16 protein-coding genes are annotated in these 16,120 nt (G+C 65.6%); 8 read left to right on the forward strand and 8 right to left on the reverse strand.

Annotation, left to right across the window (positions count from 1 at the left end; all coding sequences use genetic code 11):
• Nucleotide 1 precedes the first annotated feature (1 nt).
• Nucleotides 2-598: a cysteine hydrolase family protein gene (locus ACIPUB_RS07840; RefSeq protein ID WP_407606881.1), complete on the forward strand. Its 597-nt coding sequence runs from the start codon at nt 2-4 to the stop codon at nt 596-598.
• 159 nt (nt 599-757) lie between these two features.
• Here ACIPUB_RS07840 and ACIPUB_RS07845 read toward each other — a convergent pair whose 3' ends face one another.
• A complete protein-coding gene (locus ACIPUB_RS07845; RefSeq protein ID WP_407606882.1) occupies nt 758-1,438 on the reverse strand; it encodes a GntR family transcriptional regulator in 681 nt (226 codons plus the stop codon).
• Nucleotides 1,439-1,549: 111 nt separating this feature from the next.
• Here ACIPUB_RS07845 and ACIPUB_RS07850 point away from each other — a divergent pair, with 111 nt between their 5' ends.
• Together ACIPUB_RS07850 and ACIPUB_RS07855 are read left to right on the forward strand one after the other, a co-directional pair.
• Nucleotides 1,550-2,533, forward strand: a complete 984-nt coding sequence (locus ACIPUB_RS07850; RefSeq protein ID WP_407606883.1) for a flavin reductase — start codon at nt 1,550-1,552, stop codon at nt 2,531-2,533.
• Nucleotides 2,534-2,699: 166 nt separating this feature from the next.
• A complete protein-coding gene (locus ACIPUB_RS07855; protein WP_407606884.1) occupies nt 2,700-4,235 on the forward strand; it encodes a BCCT family transporter in 1,536 nt (511 codons plus the stop codon).
• Between the two features lie 77 nt (nt 4,236-4,312).
• Here the strand turns inward: ACIPUB_RS07855 and ACIPUB_RS07860 are convergent, their stop codons facing one another.
• Nucleotides 4,313-4,666, reverse strand: a complete 354-nt coding sequence (locus ACIPUB_RS07860; protein WP_407606885.1) for an ArsR/SmtB family transcription factor — start codon at nt 4,664-4,666, stop codon at nt 4,313-4,315.
• A gap of 156 nt (nt 4,667-4,822) precedes the next feature.
• Between ACIPUB_RS07860 and ACIPUB_RS07865 the strand changes: the two genes are divergently transcribed.
• From ACIPUB_RS07865 to ACIPUB_RS07880, 4 genes are read left to right on the forward strand one after another with little or no spacing between them, the layout of a single operon-like run.
• Entirely contained in the window at nt 4,823-6,451 is a 1,629-nt protein-coding gene (locus tag ACIPUB_RS07865; RefSeq protein WP_407606886.1) for an ABC transporter substrate-binding protein, read from the forward strand.
• The gene (locus ACIPUB_RS07870) at nt 6,433-7,461 is read left to right on the forward strand and encodes an ABC transporter permease (protein ID WP_407606887.1); all 1,029 of its coding nucleotides are present in this window, start codon (nt 6,433-6,435) and stop codon (nt 7,459-7,461) included. Before ACIPUB_RS07865 ends, ACIPUB_RS07870 begins: the two co-directional genes overlap by 19 nt.
• Nucleotides 7,454-9,106: an ABC transporter permease subunit gene (locus ACIPUB_RS07875; protein ID WP_407606888.1), complete on the forward strand. Its 1,653-nt coding sequence runs from the start codon at nt 7,454-7,456 to the stop codon at nt 9,104-9,106. Before ACIPUB_RS07870 ends, ACIPUB_RS07875 begins: the two co-directional genes overlap by 8 nt.
• Nucleotides 9,103-9,798, forward strand: a complete 696-nt coding sequence (locus ACIPUB_RS07880; protein ID WP_407606889.1) for an ABC transporter ATP-binding protein — start codon at nt 9,103-9,105, stop codon at nt 9,796-9,798. The genes ACIPUB_RS07875 and ACIPUB_RS07880 overlap by 4 nt, the downstream gene beginning before the upstream one ends.
• A gap of 12 nt (nt 9,799-9,810) precedes the next feature.
• Here the strand turns inward: ACIPUB_RS07880 and ACIPUB_RS07885 are convergent, their stop codons facing one another.
• Nucleotides 9,811-10,476 carry a hypothetical protein gene (locus tag ACIPUB_RS07885; protein ID WP_407606890.1) on the reverse strand — a complete coding sequence of 222 codons (666 nt, stop codon included), beginning with the start codon at nt 10,474-10,476 and terminating at the stop codon, nt 9,811-9,813.
• A gap of 138 nt (nt 10,477-10,614) precedes the next feature.
• Between ACIPUB_RS07885 and ACIPUB_RS07890 the strand changes: the two genes are divergently transcribed.
• On the forward strand, nt 10,615-10,878 hold the full coding sequence (locus tag ACIPUB_RS07890) for a hypothetical protein (protein ID WP_407606891.1): 264 nt from the start codon (nt 10,615-10,617) through the stop codon (nt 10,876-10,878).
• Nucleotides 10,879-11,644: 766 nt separating this feature from the next.
• Here ACIPUB_RS07890 and ACIPUB_RS07895 read toward each other — a convergent pair.
• Genes ACIPUB_RS07895 through ureC form a run of 5 tightly spaced genes read right to left on the reverse strand, consistent with a single transcriptional unit; the run spans nt 11,645 to nt 16,106 of the window.
• Nucleotides 11,645-12,529, reverse strand: coding sequence for an urease accessory protein UreD (locus ACIPUB_RS07895; RefSeq protein WP_407606892.1), 885 nt, complete (start codon nt 12,527-12,529; stop codon nt 11,645-11,647).
• 18 nt (nt 12,530-12,547) lie between these two features.
• Nucleotides 12,548-13,162 (reverse strand): urease accessory protein UreG, encoded by a 615-nt coding sequence (gene ureG, locus ACIPUB_RS07900; protein ID WP_264270551.1) that lies wholly within the window; start codon nt 13,160-13,162, stop codon nt 12,548-12,550.
• 46 nt (nt 13,163-13,208) lie between these two features.
• Entirely contained in the window at nt 13,209-13,910 is a 702-nt protein-coding gene (locus ACIPUB_RS07905) for an urease accessory protein UreF (RefSeq protein WP_407606893.1), read from the reverse strand.
• Nucleotides 13,891-14,364: an urease accessory protein UreE gene (gene ureE, locus ACIPUB_RS07910; protein ID WP_407606894.1), complete on the reverse strand. Its 474-nt coding sequence runs from the start codon at nt 14,362-14,364 to the stop codon at nt 13,891-13,893. The genes ACIPUB_RS07905 and ureE overlap by 20 nt, the downstream gene beginning before the upstream one ends.
• A gap of 29 nt (nt 14,365-14,393) precedes the next feature.
• Nucleotides 14,394-16,106, reverse strand: coding sequence for an urease subunit alpha (ureC, locus tag ACIPUB_RS07915; RefSeq protein ID WP_407606895.1), 1,713 nt, complete (start codon nt 16,104-16,106; stop codon nt 14,394-14,396).
• Nucleotides 16,107-16,120: the final 14 nt, after the last annotated feature.

Here is a 16,120-nt window from a genome sequence, read left to right on the forward strand (position 1 = left end):
CATGACCTGGAACTCTCCGGGGAGCACCCCCCATGCCGATACGGCACTCGTGGCCATCGACATGCAGGTGATCTTCCAGAACCCACACAGCCAATGGCACGTATCGACGTACGAGCAGGCGGCTGCACGAGTCGGCCAGCTGGTTGCTAGGTTCCCCTCGAACGTCATCTGGACGAAGTTCGTCCGGGACGCCGAGGAATACGGCAGCTGGGGAGCCTACTACGACAGGTGGGACTCCTGCCGGTTGGAGCCCGGAGCGGCGGAGTGGGGCTTGACCCTGCCGGTGAAGGCCCACGACCGGGTCCTGACCTTGCCAACGTTCTCAAAGTGGGGTCCGGAACTTGCCTCGTTGACCGCAACCCAGGAACACCTGATCGTGTGTGGCGTCGCCACGGACTGCTGCGTGCTCTCAACGGTGCTCGGTGCCGTCGATGCAGGAAAACGCGTCACCTTGGTGGCCGACGCGTGCGGCGGGGCGACACCCGAGGCTCACGCCCAGGCGATTGGCCTCGTGAAGCTGTTGTCCCCGATGGTCAGCGTTGTGGATACTGCGGACCTGCTGGACAGCGTGGCGTCCGTGGCGAAAGTACCCTGCTAGGCCAGCCTTCGGGATCCCGGGCTGGATCTGGAACAGATGGAAACGGCCGTGCCGGGATGAACCACTATTGTTCTTCCCATCACGGCCGTTTCCATGCGCCGGGGGCGGTTCAGGGCGTCCGCGTCCGATGGCGGGCGCGGCACCCATCCATTCCAGGCGCTACGAGTCGCGGTTTCCGCCCAGCAATTCGCGGGCCGATGCATAGACGTGGTTTCGCATCGCTGCCTCGGCCCCGAAGTGGTCTTTGTCCTGGATCATCTGCAGCACCAGTCGGTGCTCGCCGCTGGACGCCGAAATCCGCCGGGGATTCTCGACCGTCTTGAGGACCAGGCGATGGAAGGCCAGCTGGTTCATGAGCAGCCTGTAGTGCTCGACCAATTTAGTGTTGTCAGAACCATTGACCAGGGCCCAGTGGAACTCATGCACCAGCTGGGCGTAGCGTTCCGAGTCGCGAGCGGCAGCGGCGGCTTCCGAGGCCTTGACGTTCTTCTCCAGGAATTCAAGGCTGGGCGTCCTGCCTCGCCGCGCCATCAGGCCGGCGGCAAGGCCCTCCAAACCTTCCTTGAGCTGGAAGAGTTCTACGATTTCCCGCTTGGTGGGTTCACGGACGTACGTCCCGACCTTGGGCCTGATTTCAATCAGGCCCTCTCGCTCGAGCTGCTTCAGGGCCTCACGCACCGGGGTCCGGCTGACGTCGAACTGCTGCGCCAGGAAAATTTCGGAGAGCGGCTCACCGGGAGGATAAGTTCCCCCAAGCACCAAATCCCGTATCCGGGCAAGCAATGAATCGTCCGAAGGGGGTGGCGCCCCGAGATCGCTGACTTCCGCTATTACTTGCATACAAGAACACTACGATGCATGCAAGATCAAGTCAATTTGCTCCCGACTGTTCGGATAAAAACCCACAGATTGCTTGAGTTATGAGAAAAGTTCACGGACCGGTTGACGCATATGGTGACGGGGATTACAGTCTCTAGTATGCAACAGATATTTGAAGACACTCTGAAGGACGCTTGGACCGCCGCTTGGGATCGCGGCGAAGTAGAAGCTCTTAACGCCATCTCCACCTCCAATTACACCCGTCACGGCAAATCAGGCGGATCGTCGATGACCCTGGACCAGTACCAGGAGGAGATTCTTGCCATTCGCCAAGGATTCCCCGACCTGACCACCACCATTGACTCGATCTTGGTAGATGGCGAGCGGGCGGCCATCTTCTGGAAGACCACCGGCACGCACACCGAAACGTTCCTCGGCGTGCCCGCCACCGGCAAGTCAGTGGTGACCCAGGGGTCGAATCAAGTTGATCTGCGCGACGGCCTGATTCACCGTGAAACCGTCACCTGGGATGGGACCGAACTGCTCAACTCACTCGGAATCCGCTCGCTATCCGATGCGATTGCCGCAGAGAAGGCACCGGAAGCGGAAGTCGTGATGGCAGATCTGTCGGGGGAACCCGATCTTGAGGCGATGAAGGCGTTCAACCGCCAGTTTGTCACCGGCGTGACCGTGGTGACCACGATGGAGGACGGAAAGCCCAAGGGCCTTGCAGTCAACGCCTACTCCTCGATCTCCCTGGAACCGCCGCTAGTCATGGTGTGCGTGCAGAAGACATCGTCGACGTACCCGGCGCTGTTCGCCTCCACACACCTGGGAATCAACATCCTCTCCCGCGAACAGAAGAGCACCGTATCCACCTTTGCCTCGAAGTCGAGCGACAAGTTCGCGGACATCGAGTGGCACCAAGGCCCGGAAGGCAGCCCGTTGATCGATTCCTCATCGGCCATGATCGAGGCGGAAATCCGCGAGCGCTTTCAGGCGAAGACGCACACGATCTTCGTCTGCCGCGTTCGCCATGCCGAAGGCACCGACATCGAACCCATGGTCTACAAGGCGGGGCGCTTCTTCGACGGCGCAAACTTGGCTTCCCTCTAGACCTGGTCAGAGCACCACCAACTAAACGGACCGCACATTCCGGCGGAACACAGCAGAGAAGCAGGAGACCACCATGGTCGAGAAGATACTGGTCAAGAGGTCCAGTCCGGGTCCGACTCAGCCGAGCCCAGCGTCACGGCGCCCCGACAAGCCCCGGGTAGGTGCCGTGTTCGGAGCATCTCTGGTCCTTCTCGCTGGGTTCCTGCTCTGGGCCAGCATTTCGCCAGAGAGCCTGGGCAACCTCATGACCAGCAGCATGGATTGGATTGCACAATCCGTCGGCTGGAGCTATCTGCTGGTAACGCTGGGATGCATCGGCCTGATGGTCTACTTGGGTGCGAGCCGCTATGGCAGCATCCGGCTCGGCTCAAACGACGACAGGCCGGAATTCTCAACGTGGGCCTGGCTCGCAATGATCCTCTCGGCCGTCATGGGGATCGGCCTGATCAGCTACGGCGTCGCCGAACCGATCACCCACTTCATGGCTCCCCCGCACGCCTTGGAAGAGCCCGGGACCATGGCTGCCGCCGTGCGGGCCTTGCAATTCAGCTTCTTCGACTGGGGCCCCCATGCTTGGGCGGTATTCGGCGTCTTTGGTCTGGCCATCGGTTATTCAACCCACCGCAAGGGTCGCCCGGGACTGGTATCTCCCATGTTGCGCCCCGTGTTGGGACGACTGGTGGATGGCTGGTTCGGAAAGCTCGTCGATGTATTTGCCATCCTGGCAACGCTGTTCGGAACCACAACGTCCCTTGGCCTGGGTGCCGCTCAGATCGAAGAAGGGCTGAACCGGGTATTCGGGCTTCCAACCGGACTGAGTGTCCAAGTAATAATCATCGTCATCATCACCGCCCTATTCACGCTTTCGGCGCTTTCAGGGGTTGATCGTGGCATCAAGTACATCAGCCAGGTCACCATGGCCCTTTCGGCCGGCCTCGCACTTTTCGTCATGCTGATGGGCCCGACCAGCTTCATCGGTAATATCTTCTTTCGCTCCATCGGGCAATACGTCAGCGATTTCTTCCAGGTTTCCCTGATCACCCCGTCCACCCCCGATGACCTTCAGTGGATGCAGTGGTGGACCTACTTCATGATGGCTTGGTGGCTCAGCTGGGGCGCATTCGTCGGAGTCTTCCTGGCGAAGATCTCCAAGGGCCGGACCATCCGACAGTTCGTGGCGGGCGTCCTGGGCGTCCCTAGCCTGGTGTTCTTCGCGTGGTTTACCATCTTCGGCGGAACTGCCATCAAATTCGAGATGGACGGCGCCCCCGTCGCTGCGCAAACCGCGGAAAACCTGAACTCGGCATTCTTCGCGATGCTCAACGAGCTGCCCCTGGTTCAGATCACGTCCGTGGTCACCATGATTCTAGTGGCCCTGTTCTTCATCTCGGGGGCCGATGCGAACACCTATGTGTTGAGCATGATGTCCAGCAAAGGACACCTGTCACCGACCCGGCCGGTGTTGACCCTTTGGGGCGTTCTGACCGGTGTCAGTGCCGTGCTCCTCCTGTTGGTTGGCGGGCTGGCAGCCTTGCAACAAGCGGCGATGCTGTCCGCATTGCCCTTCACCATCATCGTGGCCCTTCTGGGGATATCGCTGACCATGGAGCTGCGCAAGGATCCGGAGTTCGACGTGTTGCGAAAGTCCAGGTTCGACCTCCGAAAGACCGTGTACGGACAAGGGCAGAAGCCAGAGCAGTAATCTTCGCACGACCCGAAGAATCAACCGCCCCTCGGCAGCCATCGCTGCCGACGGGGCGGCTTTCGTTGTTGTGCCCGCTAGTGCTCCGGGTGCTCGGGGTGCAATTCCGAATGCGGTGCCTGCATCTGGTGCAGCAGCCGGTGGACCTCGGGATGGGTCAGCGTCCAGCGGCGGTAGCGGCCGTCGGCACGCACGTCCACCACCCCCGCCTTGTGCAGGGTGGCCAAGGCCTGCGTGACGGTGTTGGCACCCAACGCCGTGGCTGCGGCCAACTGGCTGACCGAGGAGTCCGGGGCCGCATGCATGGCGATGAGGATCTTCATCCGGGTGGCATCCGCGACCAGGGCGAAGACGTCGATCCAGTCGGGCATGTTCGGCTCCGAGGCGGCCACCGCGTCCGCCCCGATCTTGCTGTGTTCCGTTTCCGGCATGTGGTCCCCTCCTTCCCTTCGTTGCGGGCTGGTGCCCAAGGTCACCGGACCCATTCCCCGAACCCTTCATCTGTCTGCCCAGACAGATGTACAGTAGGGGCGTTGCCGCATCCCGCTTGTCCGCCGGCGACCCGGATGAAAGGCCCAAACCCAAACGTGCGCAAACTCCAACGCCTGATGCCGCTGGCCTTTCTTGCCTCCATTCTATTGGTCGGCACCGGCTGCGCACCCGCCGCCCCCGGGACGGGTGCAACACCTTCGGAACAGGGCTCCCTGGCACTGCTCACCGCGGCCTTGCCGGAGACGCTCAACCCGCTGGCGGGGTTCGATAACAACGGCACGGGCAAGGTCAACGAATCCCTGTACACCCTGGCCGGTTCCCCCGACGAGTTGCCCCGGATCGTACCGCTGTTGGCCGCGGCGGAACCGACGGTCTCCAAGGACGCGCGCACCTGGACGGTTCCGCTGCGCCGAGACGCCCGGTTCAGCGACGGGACCGACTTTGATGCCGCCGACGTGGTGGCAAGCTACAAGGCCATCATGGATCCTGCGAGCGCCTCGCCGATCTTCGGCAGCCTATCGAACCTCCGGCGCGTGGAGGCGCTGGATTCGCACACCGTACGGTTCACGCTGCGCGAATCCCAGGTCTCGTTCAAGACGGCCATGCTCATCGGCATCGCCCCCTCCGAGGCCATCGTGCCCGGCCAACGTGTCGAGGAATCGACCTTGAACCGAGCCCCTGTTGGCACCGGCCCCTACGTGGTGGATTCGATTGGCCCCTCGCGCCTGGTCATGGCGGCCAACCCGGATTACCGCGGCGGCGAAGTCGCGCTCAAACGCGTCACCTACGAGGCCGCACCCGATGACAACGCGCGTGCCCAGCGCATGCTGGCCGGGGAATTCGACGGCACCACACTGCCCCCGCGGCTGGCCCAGACCTTTGCCGCAAACCCCGAATTCGATCTGGTCACGGCCACCTCTGCAGACTGGCGCGGGCTCTCCCTCCCAGCGGACAATCCGCTGACCGGCGACCCCAAGGTGCGTCTGGCGCTGAACCTTGCCGTGGACCGGCAAGCGCTGATCGACGGCGTCCTGGCCGGTGCCGGGCGCCCGGCCCACACCTTCGTGCCCGCCGAATACGGCGATGCCTTCGATCCCGGGGCCGTCTTCGCCCACGACCCGCAGCGCGCCGCAGGGCTGTTGGACGAGGCGGGATGGGTTGTCGGCGAGAACTCGATGCGCTCCAAGGACGGGACCACGGCCGCGTTCACACTCATGTACAACCCCGGGGACCAGCTGCGCCGCGACCTGTCCCTGGCGTTCTCCGCCCAGATGAAACAGCTCGGCATCGATGTCTCGGTCGAAGCCGCGACCTTTGACCAAGCCGAGCCGCGGGCGGGCACCGACGCGATCATGCTCGGCGGCGGGGACACCCCCTATGACGTGGACACCCAGCTGTACAAGATGCTGCATTCCTCCTACCCGGCAACCGGTGCTTACTACGACAACCCGAGCAGGTATGCCGACCCGGCCATGGACCGCGCGCTGGAAACCGGGCGCACCACCCTGGATGCGGCCAAGCGCGCCACCGCGTACCGCGAGGTCCAACGGCTGTACGCGAGCGAACCGTCCATGGTCCTGCTCGCGTTCATCGACCACAGCTACGTCCAACGCGCCGCCGTCTCAAATACCTGGCAGGGCACCGGGACCCTGCTCGAGCCCCACGACCACGGCACCGCGTGGGGCCCCTGGGTCAAGATCGGCCAATGGGCCCCCCAGCAATGAGCATGCAGTCCCCGCCGGCGCTCCTGACCCCGGGGCGCTCCCGTGCCCGCAAGGTTCTCTCCCTGCTGGGGCGGCACACGCTCGTGGGGGTTCCGGCCACGGCCGGGATCACCGCCGCGGTCTTTTGGCTCGCGTCTCTGGCCCCCTTCAACCCGCTGGCCCTGTACATGGGCTCGCAATACGAACACGCGACCCCGGCGCAACGGGATGAACTGGCCGCGCAGCTGGGGCTCAACGATGCCTGGTACGCGATCTGGTGGCGCTGGGTATCCGGCATCTTCCGCGGGGATTGGGGCACCTCCCGGGTCTTCGGCCAGCCGGTGGCCCAGGTGGTGTCCGAACGACTTCCCTACACCGCGTTGCTGGTGGCCTCGGGGCTGCTCGCGGCCATTGCGCTCTCGGTGGTGCTGGCGGTGGGTGCCGCCCGCCGACCCGGCTCGGCCGCCGACGCCGTCGTGCTCGGCCTCGTCCACCTTGCGCAGGCCATCCCGCCGTTTGTGCTGGGGCTGGCGGCCATCGCTGTCTTCGCGATCGGCCTGGGATTGCCGGCCGGAGGCGCCGCGTCGGGAGGTGCCGACCCCGCCATCGGCGGCATTGCACTGCACCTGGTCCTGCCGGCGGGCGTGCTGGCGGTGACCCTGCTGCCGTGGCTGGTGTTGAACTTGCGGGCCTCGGTGCTCGAGGCGCTGGATTCCGATGCGGTGCTGGCCGCGCGCGGACGCGGGCTGGGCGAGTTCACGGTCCTGCGCACCCACGTGCTGCCGGTGGCACTGCTGCCGTTCATGACGGTGGTGGGGTCGAAGCTGGGCGAACTTGTCACCGGGGCGCTGCTCGTCGAGGCGGTGTTCTCCTGGCCGGGACTGGCCTCGGCCACGGTGTCCGCGGCGACCGCGGGCGATTTCCCCTTGCTGGCCGCGGTCACTGCCCTGACCAGCGCCGCGGTCTTTGCCGGGTCCGCGCTGGCAGACGCCTGCTACCTTGTCCTTGATCCGCGGGTCAGCGATGTCTAGGCCCCACCTGCTTCCCCTTGCCCTGCTCGGCCTGGCCGTCAGCTATGCCGTGTTGGTCCCGTGGCTGCAACCGCTGGATCCGCGTGCGGTGGACCTGTCCGCGGTGCTGCAGGCACCCTCCGTCCAGCACTTCTTTGGCACCGATACATTGGGCCGGGACGTGTGGACCCGTTCCGCCCAGGGCCTGCGCATGTCCCTGCTCCTGGCCCTGTTGGCCTCGGGGTTCTCCACCGTGCTCGGGGTGGGCGTCGGGCTGTTGGCCGCGTGGCGCGGCGGGCTTGTCGACCGCATCGCGATGCGCCTGGTTGATGCGACGAACGCCCTGCCGCACCTATTGCTGGCGGTGGTGATTGTCGCCTTGTGGCGCGGGCAGTGGTGGGCGATCGTGCTGTCCATTGCGTTGACGCACTGGACACAGGTGGCACGGATCGTGCGTTCGCGGCTCCTGGCCGAGCGCACGGCAGACTACGTGCAGCTCGCCCGGGCCTCCGGCGCGGGGACGGCCTTCATCTGGTTCACCCACTTGCTTCCGGCGGTGGCACCGCAGGCCGCCATTGCCCTCGTGCTGCAGCTGCCCCATGCCATTTGGCATGAGAGCTCGCTGTCCTTCCTGGGCGTTGGGCTGCCGCCCGAATCCGCATCGCTGGGCCTGCTGCTGGAGGATGCCCGCGGCGGGCTCCTGGCCGGCGCCTGGTGGCTGCTGGCCTTCCCCGCCGGGATGCTGGTCCTGGTCAGCTGGTCCACCGCTGCCCTGGCGGGCACGACCCGAACACGGCGCCTGCGCAGCGGGCTGGCCCGGCCCTTCGCCAAAGGATCCACCATGCAGCCGACAACGGCCCCGGCCGTTGCGCGCGCAACCCCCCATACCGATCCTGACCAATCCCCGGACGGCGCGGCAATCCTGGTCTCCGGCCTGGGCCTCCGGATCCCCTCGACCACCGTCCCCGGGGCAGCGTCCCTGGTGCTCAAGGGGATCGACTACCGGGCCGAGGCCGGGCGCATCAATGTCATTATCGGCGCCTCCGGGGCAGGAAAGTCCCTGCTGCTGCGCACCCTGGCCGGGTTGCCGCCGGCCGGCGCAAGTTTCACGGGAAACATCACGGTCGGCGGACGCATACTGGACGGGGCGGGGCTGGCCGCGGCGCGGGGCACCGAAACCGTACTGGTTCCGGGCTCGTCCGCCACCGCACTGAATCCCGTGCGGACGGTTGCCGCACAGATGCGCCAAACGCTCAAGGCCGCAAAGAGGCCATCCTCCCCCGCCGATGCCCTCGCGGCACTGGAGGCGGCGGCCATCGACGGATCCCTGGCCGCACACTACCCCCACGAACTTTCCGGCGGGCAGGCGCAGCGGGTTGCACTCGCCCTGGGCGTTGCCGTCGGCGCGCGGATCCTGCTGGTGGACGAGCCCACCAGCGCCCTGGATCCCGACACGGTTGGCCACGTGGAAACGCTGCTGCGTTCCCTGGCCGCAGCCGGAACCACCGTCGTGATGGTCACCCACGACCTCGACCTGGCCCGCCGCATCGCGGACCACCTGGCGGTGGTTCAGGACGGGCTGGTCGTTGAATCGGGCCCCGCCTCGGAGGTGCTCGGCAACCCGGCGCATCCGGCGACCGATTCGCTGCTGGGGGCGTTGGCATGAGCCTGGAACTGGCGGACGTTTCCTACACCCACCCCGGCACCGCACCGGCATCCGGGAAGCTGTTCGAGGCGTTGAGCCTGCGGGTCGGAGCCGGCGAAATCACGGGGCTTGGCGCCCCCTCGGGGGCGGGCAAATCGACGTTGCTACGCATCGCCGCGTTGATGACGCCCGCGGCTTCCGGGGCCGTGCTCGTCAACGGCCAGGCATTTGCACCAGGCACCCCGGTCCCGCGTCGGGTGCGCCAATCCATTGGCATGGTCCTGCAGTCCCCGCGTGCCGCCGCCGATCCGCGACTGCGCCTTGACGCACTGATTTGCGCCCCGCTGGCCATCCGCGACCGCGCCCTGCGCCCGCAACCACGGCGCCATGCGCAACGGCTGGCCGAGCTGGCCGAGGCAGTGCAATTGGATCCGGCACTGCTGCGGCACTATCCGCACCAGGTCTCGGACGGGCAGCTCCAGCGGGCCATGGTGGCCCGCGCCCTGGCACTGGATCCGGAGGTGCTGATCTGCGACGAGCCAACCGCCCAACTCGACGCCGGAACCACCGCCGCCATCCTGGGGTTGTTGTCCGGCCGCGCCGCGGCCGGCGCCGCCGTCCTCATCGCCTCGCACGACCGCGCCGCGCTGTCCAGGGTTGCCCACACCATGGTGGACCTCGCACAGGTCAACCACGCCGGACGCCTTTCCTGACGGGCAGGAGGCTCAGGGCCTGTCGGCGGTCGATTCCGACTCGTTCCTCCCGGGATCGGGACCAGCCACCCGCACCGGCAAGGGAGCCGGCCAACGCCGGGAGCCGGGCCCGGCGTTGCGGGCGGGGTCGCCAACCGCCTTCAGAAGGAGCTTCACGTCCGCGCTCAACGCTTCGTAGAACGGAACTTCGATCCATCGCCGGACGGCGCCCAACGCACCAAGAACGACAAAACCAGTCAACAATTTGTCGGCCAGGGAATGAACCAGGTTCGACCCCAAGACGGCAAGGTACAAGGAATTGCCCATCGCCGCGAGATTCCGGGTTGTCGTCTCCGATGCGTGGCCGGTTCCGCCGTTGAACAGCAGGACCAGCAGGGCTGATGCGACCAGCGAACAGCTGAGGGCAACGAGGACATTGAGCAACAAGTACCTGGGGAAGGTTTGGCACAATCGAAGGCGCCGCGCACCGTATCCCCACACCAAGGCGCCGGCAATGTTGACCAGCGCGAAGGCAATCGACGAAGAGTCGGTGATGGCCAAGCCAATCGCGTTGGTGGTCAGCCCCACGGCCACGCCTGCCCAGGGGCCAAGCACGATGGCGACGATGGCCGTGCCCACCATGTCGAAATAGAGCGGCAACCCCAACCAGGCCACCAGCGTGAATCCCAGGACGTTCAAGCCAACACATGCCAAAAGAAGCATGAGTTTTCGACGTCGCGCCGGAACCGCCGCCTCAATCACGGCCGGCTGCGGAGTTGCTGGTTCCGGTGCGGCTTCCGGCATCGCGCCGGGAACTTCCCGCGGGTTGCGCCTGGCATGAAGGCAACGTTGTTCCCACTGGGCGACCTCAGCTTCGGACGCCCCCAGGACGCGCGCAATTTCACCGACGAGCTGGGGGTTGACTCGCGTTCGCCCGGTCCGGAATGCGTCATAGACGGTGGTTCGAGCGGGACGGGCGTTGCCGGCATCCACGCCGCCGAGCTCCCTGTGGGCCGCAATCCGGCGGACTATCTCGGCATAGGAAATATCACCGGCGGCGAAACGCAATACCTGCAAGTCATGGGCGATTTCATCATATGAGCCCGCCGGGCGCTCCGCTGCAGGGGGTTCGTCAATCATTCAGTCCTCTTTAGCTACCGCCGCGTGCATGCCGCACAAGGCCCCACCTGAATCTTAGGCACCCGGTGACCCCACCCGGAAAGCCGTTACGTCCCGTTCGGAATATCCGGCTTTGTTCGGGGTTGTTCGAGAACTCGCTGGCCGCGCTTTTCCACTTGTCCCGTCAGTTAGTTTGGTACCTGATGGCCGGTCGATCGGGCAAAGGTGCCGCCCGCCCTGGGGCCCGAAACCGTGCATCCGGGTCGCTGGACTTCCCGTTGCAGCCTTGGGGGCAGCAGGGGGGATCGGCGCCACAAAGGAAGCAAATCACGCAGTGCACCACGGAGGGGCGATCATGCTTGTTGTCGCGGATCTTGCGGGGTGGCTTGCCCTGGCCAACGGCAGCCGGGGAGCATCCTCGAATCATCGACTTTTCGATATATTCCCCGCGTGGAATTGGCTGTCCTGGCGATCCAGCACCAACCGGGTGCCGCTGTCCACGGCAGTGTTCGCCGACGGGGAACGTGCGGCCACTGACCGCTTTGAAGCGGTTCGGGTTCAGACCTAAGACGGTCTCGCGATCGTCACCTCCGTACTCGGCACGACCAAACTTGGGGGCGGGCCGAGCACAGAAGTGACGGTATTCGACAGCTAAGCGGCCTTCGGGACGGGTTGGGATACCTGGGCGCATACCGCCACGCAGGATGCGGGTTGCCTGCACCGCAAACCCACAGGTGGGGCACGCCCCCTAATACTTGCGCAGGTCCATCCGCTTTTGGCCCCGCAGGTGGTGGCGCAGCTCGTCGACCACCGCCATCAGGACCGCATTGATGGCCTCGGTGGAGTTCGACAGGGCACGCACGGCGACGCCAGGGCCCGGCACCTGGCTGATCCCCAGATGCACCTCGGTGCGCTGCGCCTTCCCGGTTCGGTAGGCCAGGTCGCGGATGCGCTCGACGTCTCCGGAACCGATGTTCGCATCGATGGCCAGCAGCATGCCCACGTGCGTGTAGTCCTGCAGGAAGAGCAGCGAATCCAGCGAGTCCGATCCCGGGCGCACCAGTAGGTTGTCCAGCACCGCCAGGCGGCCGTCCACCGAGACCTCGGTGCGCAGGCGCACCTCGTCGTAGCGGAAGAGCTTCCCGTCCGGGCTCCACCCCGGGGTCAGCACCTCGCAGAAGAGCAGGCTGGAGTCCCGGTGCATGTCCACCGTGGTGAACTGCCGGTAGTCGGCCCCGCGGTAGGCGATGAGCTGGTCGGGCACGTATTCGAGCACCGCCCCGGCGTCCAGGCGGACCACCAGGTCCTGGCGGGCAAAGGTGCCGGGAGTCTTGTACACCTTGGTGGCCGACTGGGTGGTCAGCAGCAGCGAGGCACCCTCGTCCACCGAGACCTCGATGCCGTAGTTGTCCCCGCCCAGGTAGCCGCCGCCGGGGTTCACGATGGTGTAGCAGACCTGGGCGGTGTCATCGAGGTAGTGCGGCCGCAGGATCCGCAGGGCTCCCTGGTGGTACTGCCGGGTGGCGATGGCCTTGCCGGCCCGGTTTCCCACCTGCAGGCGCAGCTCGCCCACCAGCTTGGTCCCCGCGAAGGGCGAAGGCCCCAGCTCCCGGATCACTGGCTGCTCGGCCATGGTCGATGCCATCCCTCCCTAGCCCAGATCCAGCATCAGCACCTCGTGCTTGAGCCAGTCGATGACGGTGTCCAGTCCCTCGTCGGTCTTGAGGTTGGTGAAGCAGAAGGGCTTGTCCCCGCGGAATTCCTTGGAGTCGCGCTCCATCACCGACAGGTCCGCGCCCACATAGGGGGCCAGATCGGTCTTGTTGATGATGAACAAATCGGACTTGATCATGCCCTGGCCGGCCTTGCGCGGGATCTTCTCGCCCTGGGCCACGTCGATGATGTAGACGGAGAAGTCCACGAGCTCCGGGGAAAAGGTCGCGGAGAGGTTGTCGCCGCCGGATTCGACGAAGATGACCTGCAGGTCCGGGTGCTTGGCCTTCAGTTCCTCGATGGCCGCCGAGTTCATCGAGGTGTCCTCGCGGATCGCGGTGTGCGGGCAGCCTCCGGTCTCGATGCCGACGATCCTATCCAGCGGCAGCACGCCGTTGGCCGCCAGGATCTTGGCGTCCTCGATGGTGTAGATGTCGTTGGTGATCGCTGCCATCGACACCTCGTCGTTCAGCCTGCGGGTGATCCGCTCGATCAGCTGGGTCTTGCCCGCTCCCACGGGTCCGCCGATGCCAATGCAAATCGGTTCCATCATGCACTCCTTCTGTCGTAGGTTTCTCGCGCCGCGTGTCAGCAATCCGTTAGGACATGAACATGCGGGCGCGCAGGTGTTCGTGGCGCATCTGCGCAATTTCCAGGCCAGGGGCAGCCGCCCCCAGGTCCTGGATCTCCAGCGCGAAGATCTTCTCCACGGCCGCCAACACCGGGGCGTGCATGGCACGCAGCACCCGCTGCCCGGCGTTCTGCCCGATGGGGATCCCTCGGATCGCGTTCTGCGTCAGCGAGGTCACGGTGGAGAACAGGTAAGCCGCAACGGTGTCGGCGCACGGGGCGCCGGCGCCGCGCGCGCCCAGGGCAAAGGCGATGCCCGGGTGCCCGTAACAGGTGCCGGAGGCCACCTGCTCCCGGTACTCCTCGAGCTCCTTTGTGGGGAAGACGCTGGTGGCCACGTGCAGCATGCGCGCGCCCATCTTCACCCCTGCCTCGCGGATCTGCCGCGGCACGGCCGAGGCATGGACCAGCGCATCGATCCGCGCCAGGTCCTCTCCCCCGGCAGCCTCGTGGGCCAGGCGCACCGCCAGCCCGTCGGTGTAGGCCAGGGACTGGGAGAGAAATTTTTCCAGCCACAGCCTGAAGCTGTCCTCGTCGTGCACGGTCCGGGTGTCCAGGTAGCTTTCCAGCCCCAGCGAGTGGCTGAAGGCGCCGGTGGGCAGCGCCGAGTCGGTCAGTTGCAGCAGCGTGAGCAGGTGCCCCGCCGCGGGGCTAGTGGGTGTGTTCGGCATGGCGGAACGGCACCGGCATCACGCGTTCCTGGCGCTGGAACGGCGTCTTGTGGTGCTTGAGGAAATCCTCGACGGTGTGGTCGTATTGCACCACCATCACCGCCGCGCCATAGTCGGAATCGGCGTCGAAGAACTGGGCCTGCAGGTGGCGGTTGCCCAGGGCGTGCGCCACCTGCCCCATCTCGAAGACGCTGCCCGGGGCAATGACCAACACGTCGGTGGGAAGCACCGAGACGGTGATGATTTCCTTTTCGTTGCGCATCAGGATGTCGCCGTCCTGAAGATCCGCGCCCGGGGCCAGGCGGATGCCCAGCTCCCGGCCGTGGTCCGTGGTGACGCGCTGGATCCGCTTGACCAGGGCTGCGGAGGGCAGCACGACTTTTTCCTCGTGCAGCTTTGCCAGCTCGGCCTCGGGGACATCGCGTTTGTTGCCCGAAAGCTGCTCGATGATCATGGAACTCCTTTGAAATGCTCGCCGTCGGATTAAAAGAGGAAGTAGCGCTGGGCCATGGGCAGCACGCTGGAGGGCTCGCAGGTGGCCAGCACCCCGTCCACGGTGACCTGGTAAGTCTGCGGGTCGACCTGGATGTCGGGTGTTTCCCCGTTGTACTTCAGGTCCGCCTTGGTCAGCGTCCGGATGCCTGAAACCGGCCGGATGACTTTGCGCAGCCGCAGGCGTTCGGGCACGCCCTCCTCGATCGCGGCCTGGGACAGGAAGGTAATGGAGGAGGCGTGCACCGCGGTGCCCAGGGCACCGAAGTTGGCACGCAGGGTGCGCGGCTGGGGGGTGGGGATCGATCCGTTGGAGTCCCCCATGAGCGACTGGACGATCAGCCCGCCCTTGATGACCATGTCCGGCTTCACCCCGAAGAACGCGGGATCCCAGAGCACCAGGTCGGCGAACTTGCCTTCCTCGATGCTGCCGATCGAGTCGGCGATGCCGTGGGCGATGGCCGGGTTGATGGTGTATTTCGCGACGTAGCGCTTGATCCGGAAGTTGTCCCCTACTTCGGGGTCCCCCTCCAGCTTGCCGCGCTGGCGCTTCATGGCGTCGGCGACCTGCCAGGTGCGCAGCACCGTCTCCCCGACCCGTCCCATGGCTTGGGAGTCGGAAGAGGTCATGGAGAACACGCCCATGTCGTGAAGCACGTCCTCGGCGGCGATGGTCTCGGCACGGATGCGCGAATCGGCGAACGCGACGTCCTCCGGGATGTCGGCGTTGAGGTGGTGGGCAACCATGAGCATGTCAAGGTGCTCGTCCACGGTGTTGTTCGTGTACGGCAGGGTGGGGTTGGTGGAGGCCGGCAGCACGTTGGGCAGCCCCGCCATGCGGATGATGTCCGGTGCGTGGCCGCCACCGGCACCCTCGGTGTGGAAGGTGTGGATGACCCGCCCGTCGATGGCCGCGATGGTGTCCTCCACGAAGCCGCACTCGTTCAAGGTGTCAGCGTGGATGGCGATCTGCACGTCGAATTCGTCGGCGATCTTCAGCGAATTGTCGATCGAGGAGTGCGTGGCGCCCCAGTCCTCGTGGATCTTCAGGCCGATGGCACCGGCGCGGATCTGTTCGGCCAGCGGGCCTCGGGCGCTGGCGTGCCCCTTGCCCAGGAACCCGATGTTCATTGGCAGGTTTTCAACGGCCTGCAGCATCCGGGAGAGGTGCCAGGGCCCCGGGGTCACTGTCGTTGCCTTTGAGGCATCGGAAGGCCCGGCGCCGCCGCCGATCATGGTGGTGACCCCCGAGGCCAGGGCCACCGGAACCTGGTCGGGACTCACGAAGTGCACGTGGGTGTCGATGGCACCGGCGGTGAGGATCTTGTGTTCGCCAGCGATGATGTCGGTCGCCGCGCCGATGGTGATGGTCACCCCGTTGGTGATGTCGGGGTTGCCGGCCTTGCCGATCTTGAAGATGTGGCCGTCGCGCAATGCGACATCGGCCTTGTAGATCCCGGTGTAGTCCAGCACCACCACGTTGGTGATGACGGTGTCCGGGATGTCCTGGTCGCGGGTCATCTGGCCGTTTTGGCCCATGCCGTCGCGGATGACCTTGCCGCCGCCGAAGACGACTTCGTCGCCATAGTTGGTGTAATCGTGCTCGATCTCGGCCAGCAGCTCGGTGTCGGCCAGGCGAATGGCGTCGCCGGTGGTGGGTCCGTACATCTCCGCATAGTGCTTGCGGCTCATTTCAAAGCTCATGCTTGGTCCTCCTC

It is taken from the genome of Paeniglutamicibacter sp. ORCA_105 (assembly GCF_045798545.1).
GTDB lineage: Bacteria > Actinomycetota > Actinomycetes > Actinomycetales > Micrococcaceae > Paeniglutamicibacter > Paeniglutamicibacter sulfureus.

Coding starts and splice junctions, on each gene's coding strand:
- ACIPUB_RS07840 (WP_407606881.1), top strand. CDS start 2: ATGACCTGGAACTCTCCGGGGAGCACCCCCCATGCCGATACGGCACTC.
- ACIPUB_RS07845 (WP_407606882.1), bottom strand. CDS start 1,438: ATGCAAGTAATAGCGGAAGTCAGCGATCTCGGGGCGCCACCCCCTTCG.
- ACIPUB_RS07850 (WP_407606883.1), top strand. CDS start 1,550: ATGGTGACGGGGATTACAGTCTCTAGTATGCAACAGATATTTGAAGAC.
- ACIPUB_RS07860 (WP_407606885.1), bottom strand. CDS start 4,666: ATGCCGGAAACGGAACACAGCAAGATCGGGGCGGACGCGGTGGCCGCC.
- ACIPUB_RS07870 (WP_407606887.1), top strand. CDS start 6,433: ATGGGCCCCCCAGCAATGAGCATGCAGTCCCCGCCGGCGCTCCTGACC.
- ACIPUB_RS07875 (WP_407606888.1), top strand. CDS start 7,454: ATGTCTAGGCCCCACCTGCTTCCCCTTGCCCTGCTCGGCCTGGCCGTC.
- ACIPUB_RS07880 (WP_407606889.1), top strand. CDS start 9,103: ATGAGCCTGGAACTGGCGGACGTTTCCTACACCCACCCCGGCACCGCA.
- ACIPUB_RS07890 (WP_407606891.1), top strand. CDS start 10,615: ATGAAGGCAACGTTGTTCCCACTGGGCGACCTCAGCTTCGGACGCCCC.
- ACIPUB_RS07895 (WP_407606892.1), bottom strand. CDS start 12,529: ATGGCCGAGCAGCCAGTGATCCGGGAGCTGGGGCCTTCGCCCTTCGCG.
- ureG (WP_264270551.1), bottom strand. CDS start 13,162: ATGATGGAACCGATTTGCATTGGCATCGGCGGACCCGTGGGAGCGGGC.
- ACIPUB_RS07905 (WP_407606893.1), bottom strand. CDS start 13,910: ATGCCGAACACACCCACTAGCCCCGCGGCGGGGCACCTGCTCACGCTG.
- ureE (WP_407606894.1), bottom strand. CDS start 14,364: ATGATCATCGAGCAGCTTTCGGGCAACAAACGCGATGTCCCCGAGGCC.
- ureC (WP_407606895.1), bottom strand. CDS start 16,106: ATGAGCTTTGAAATGAGCCGCAAGCACTATGCGGAGATGTACGGACCC.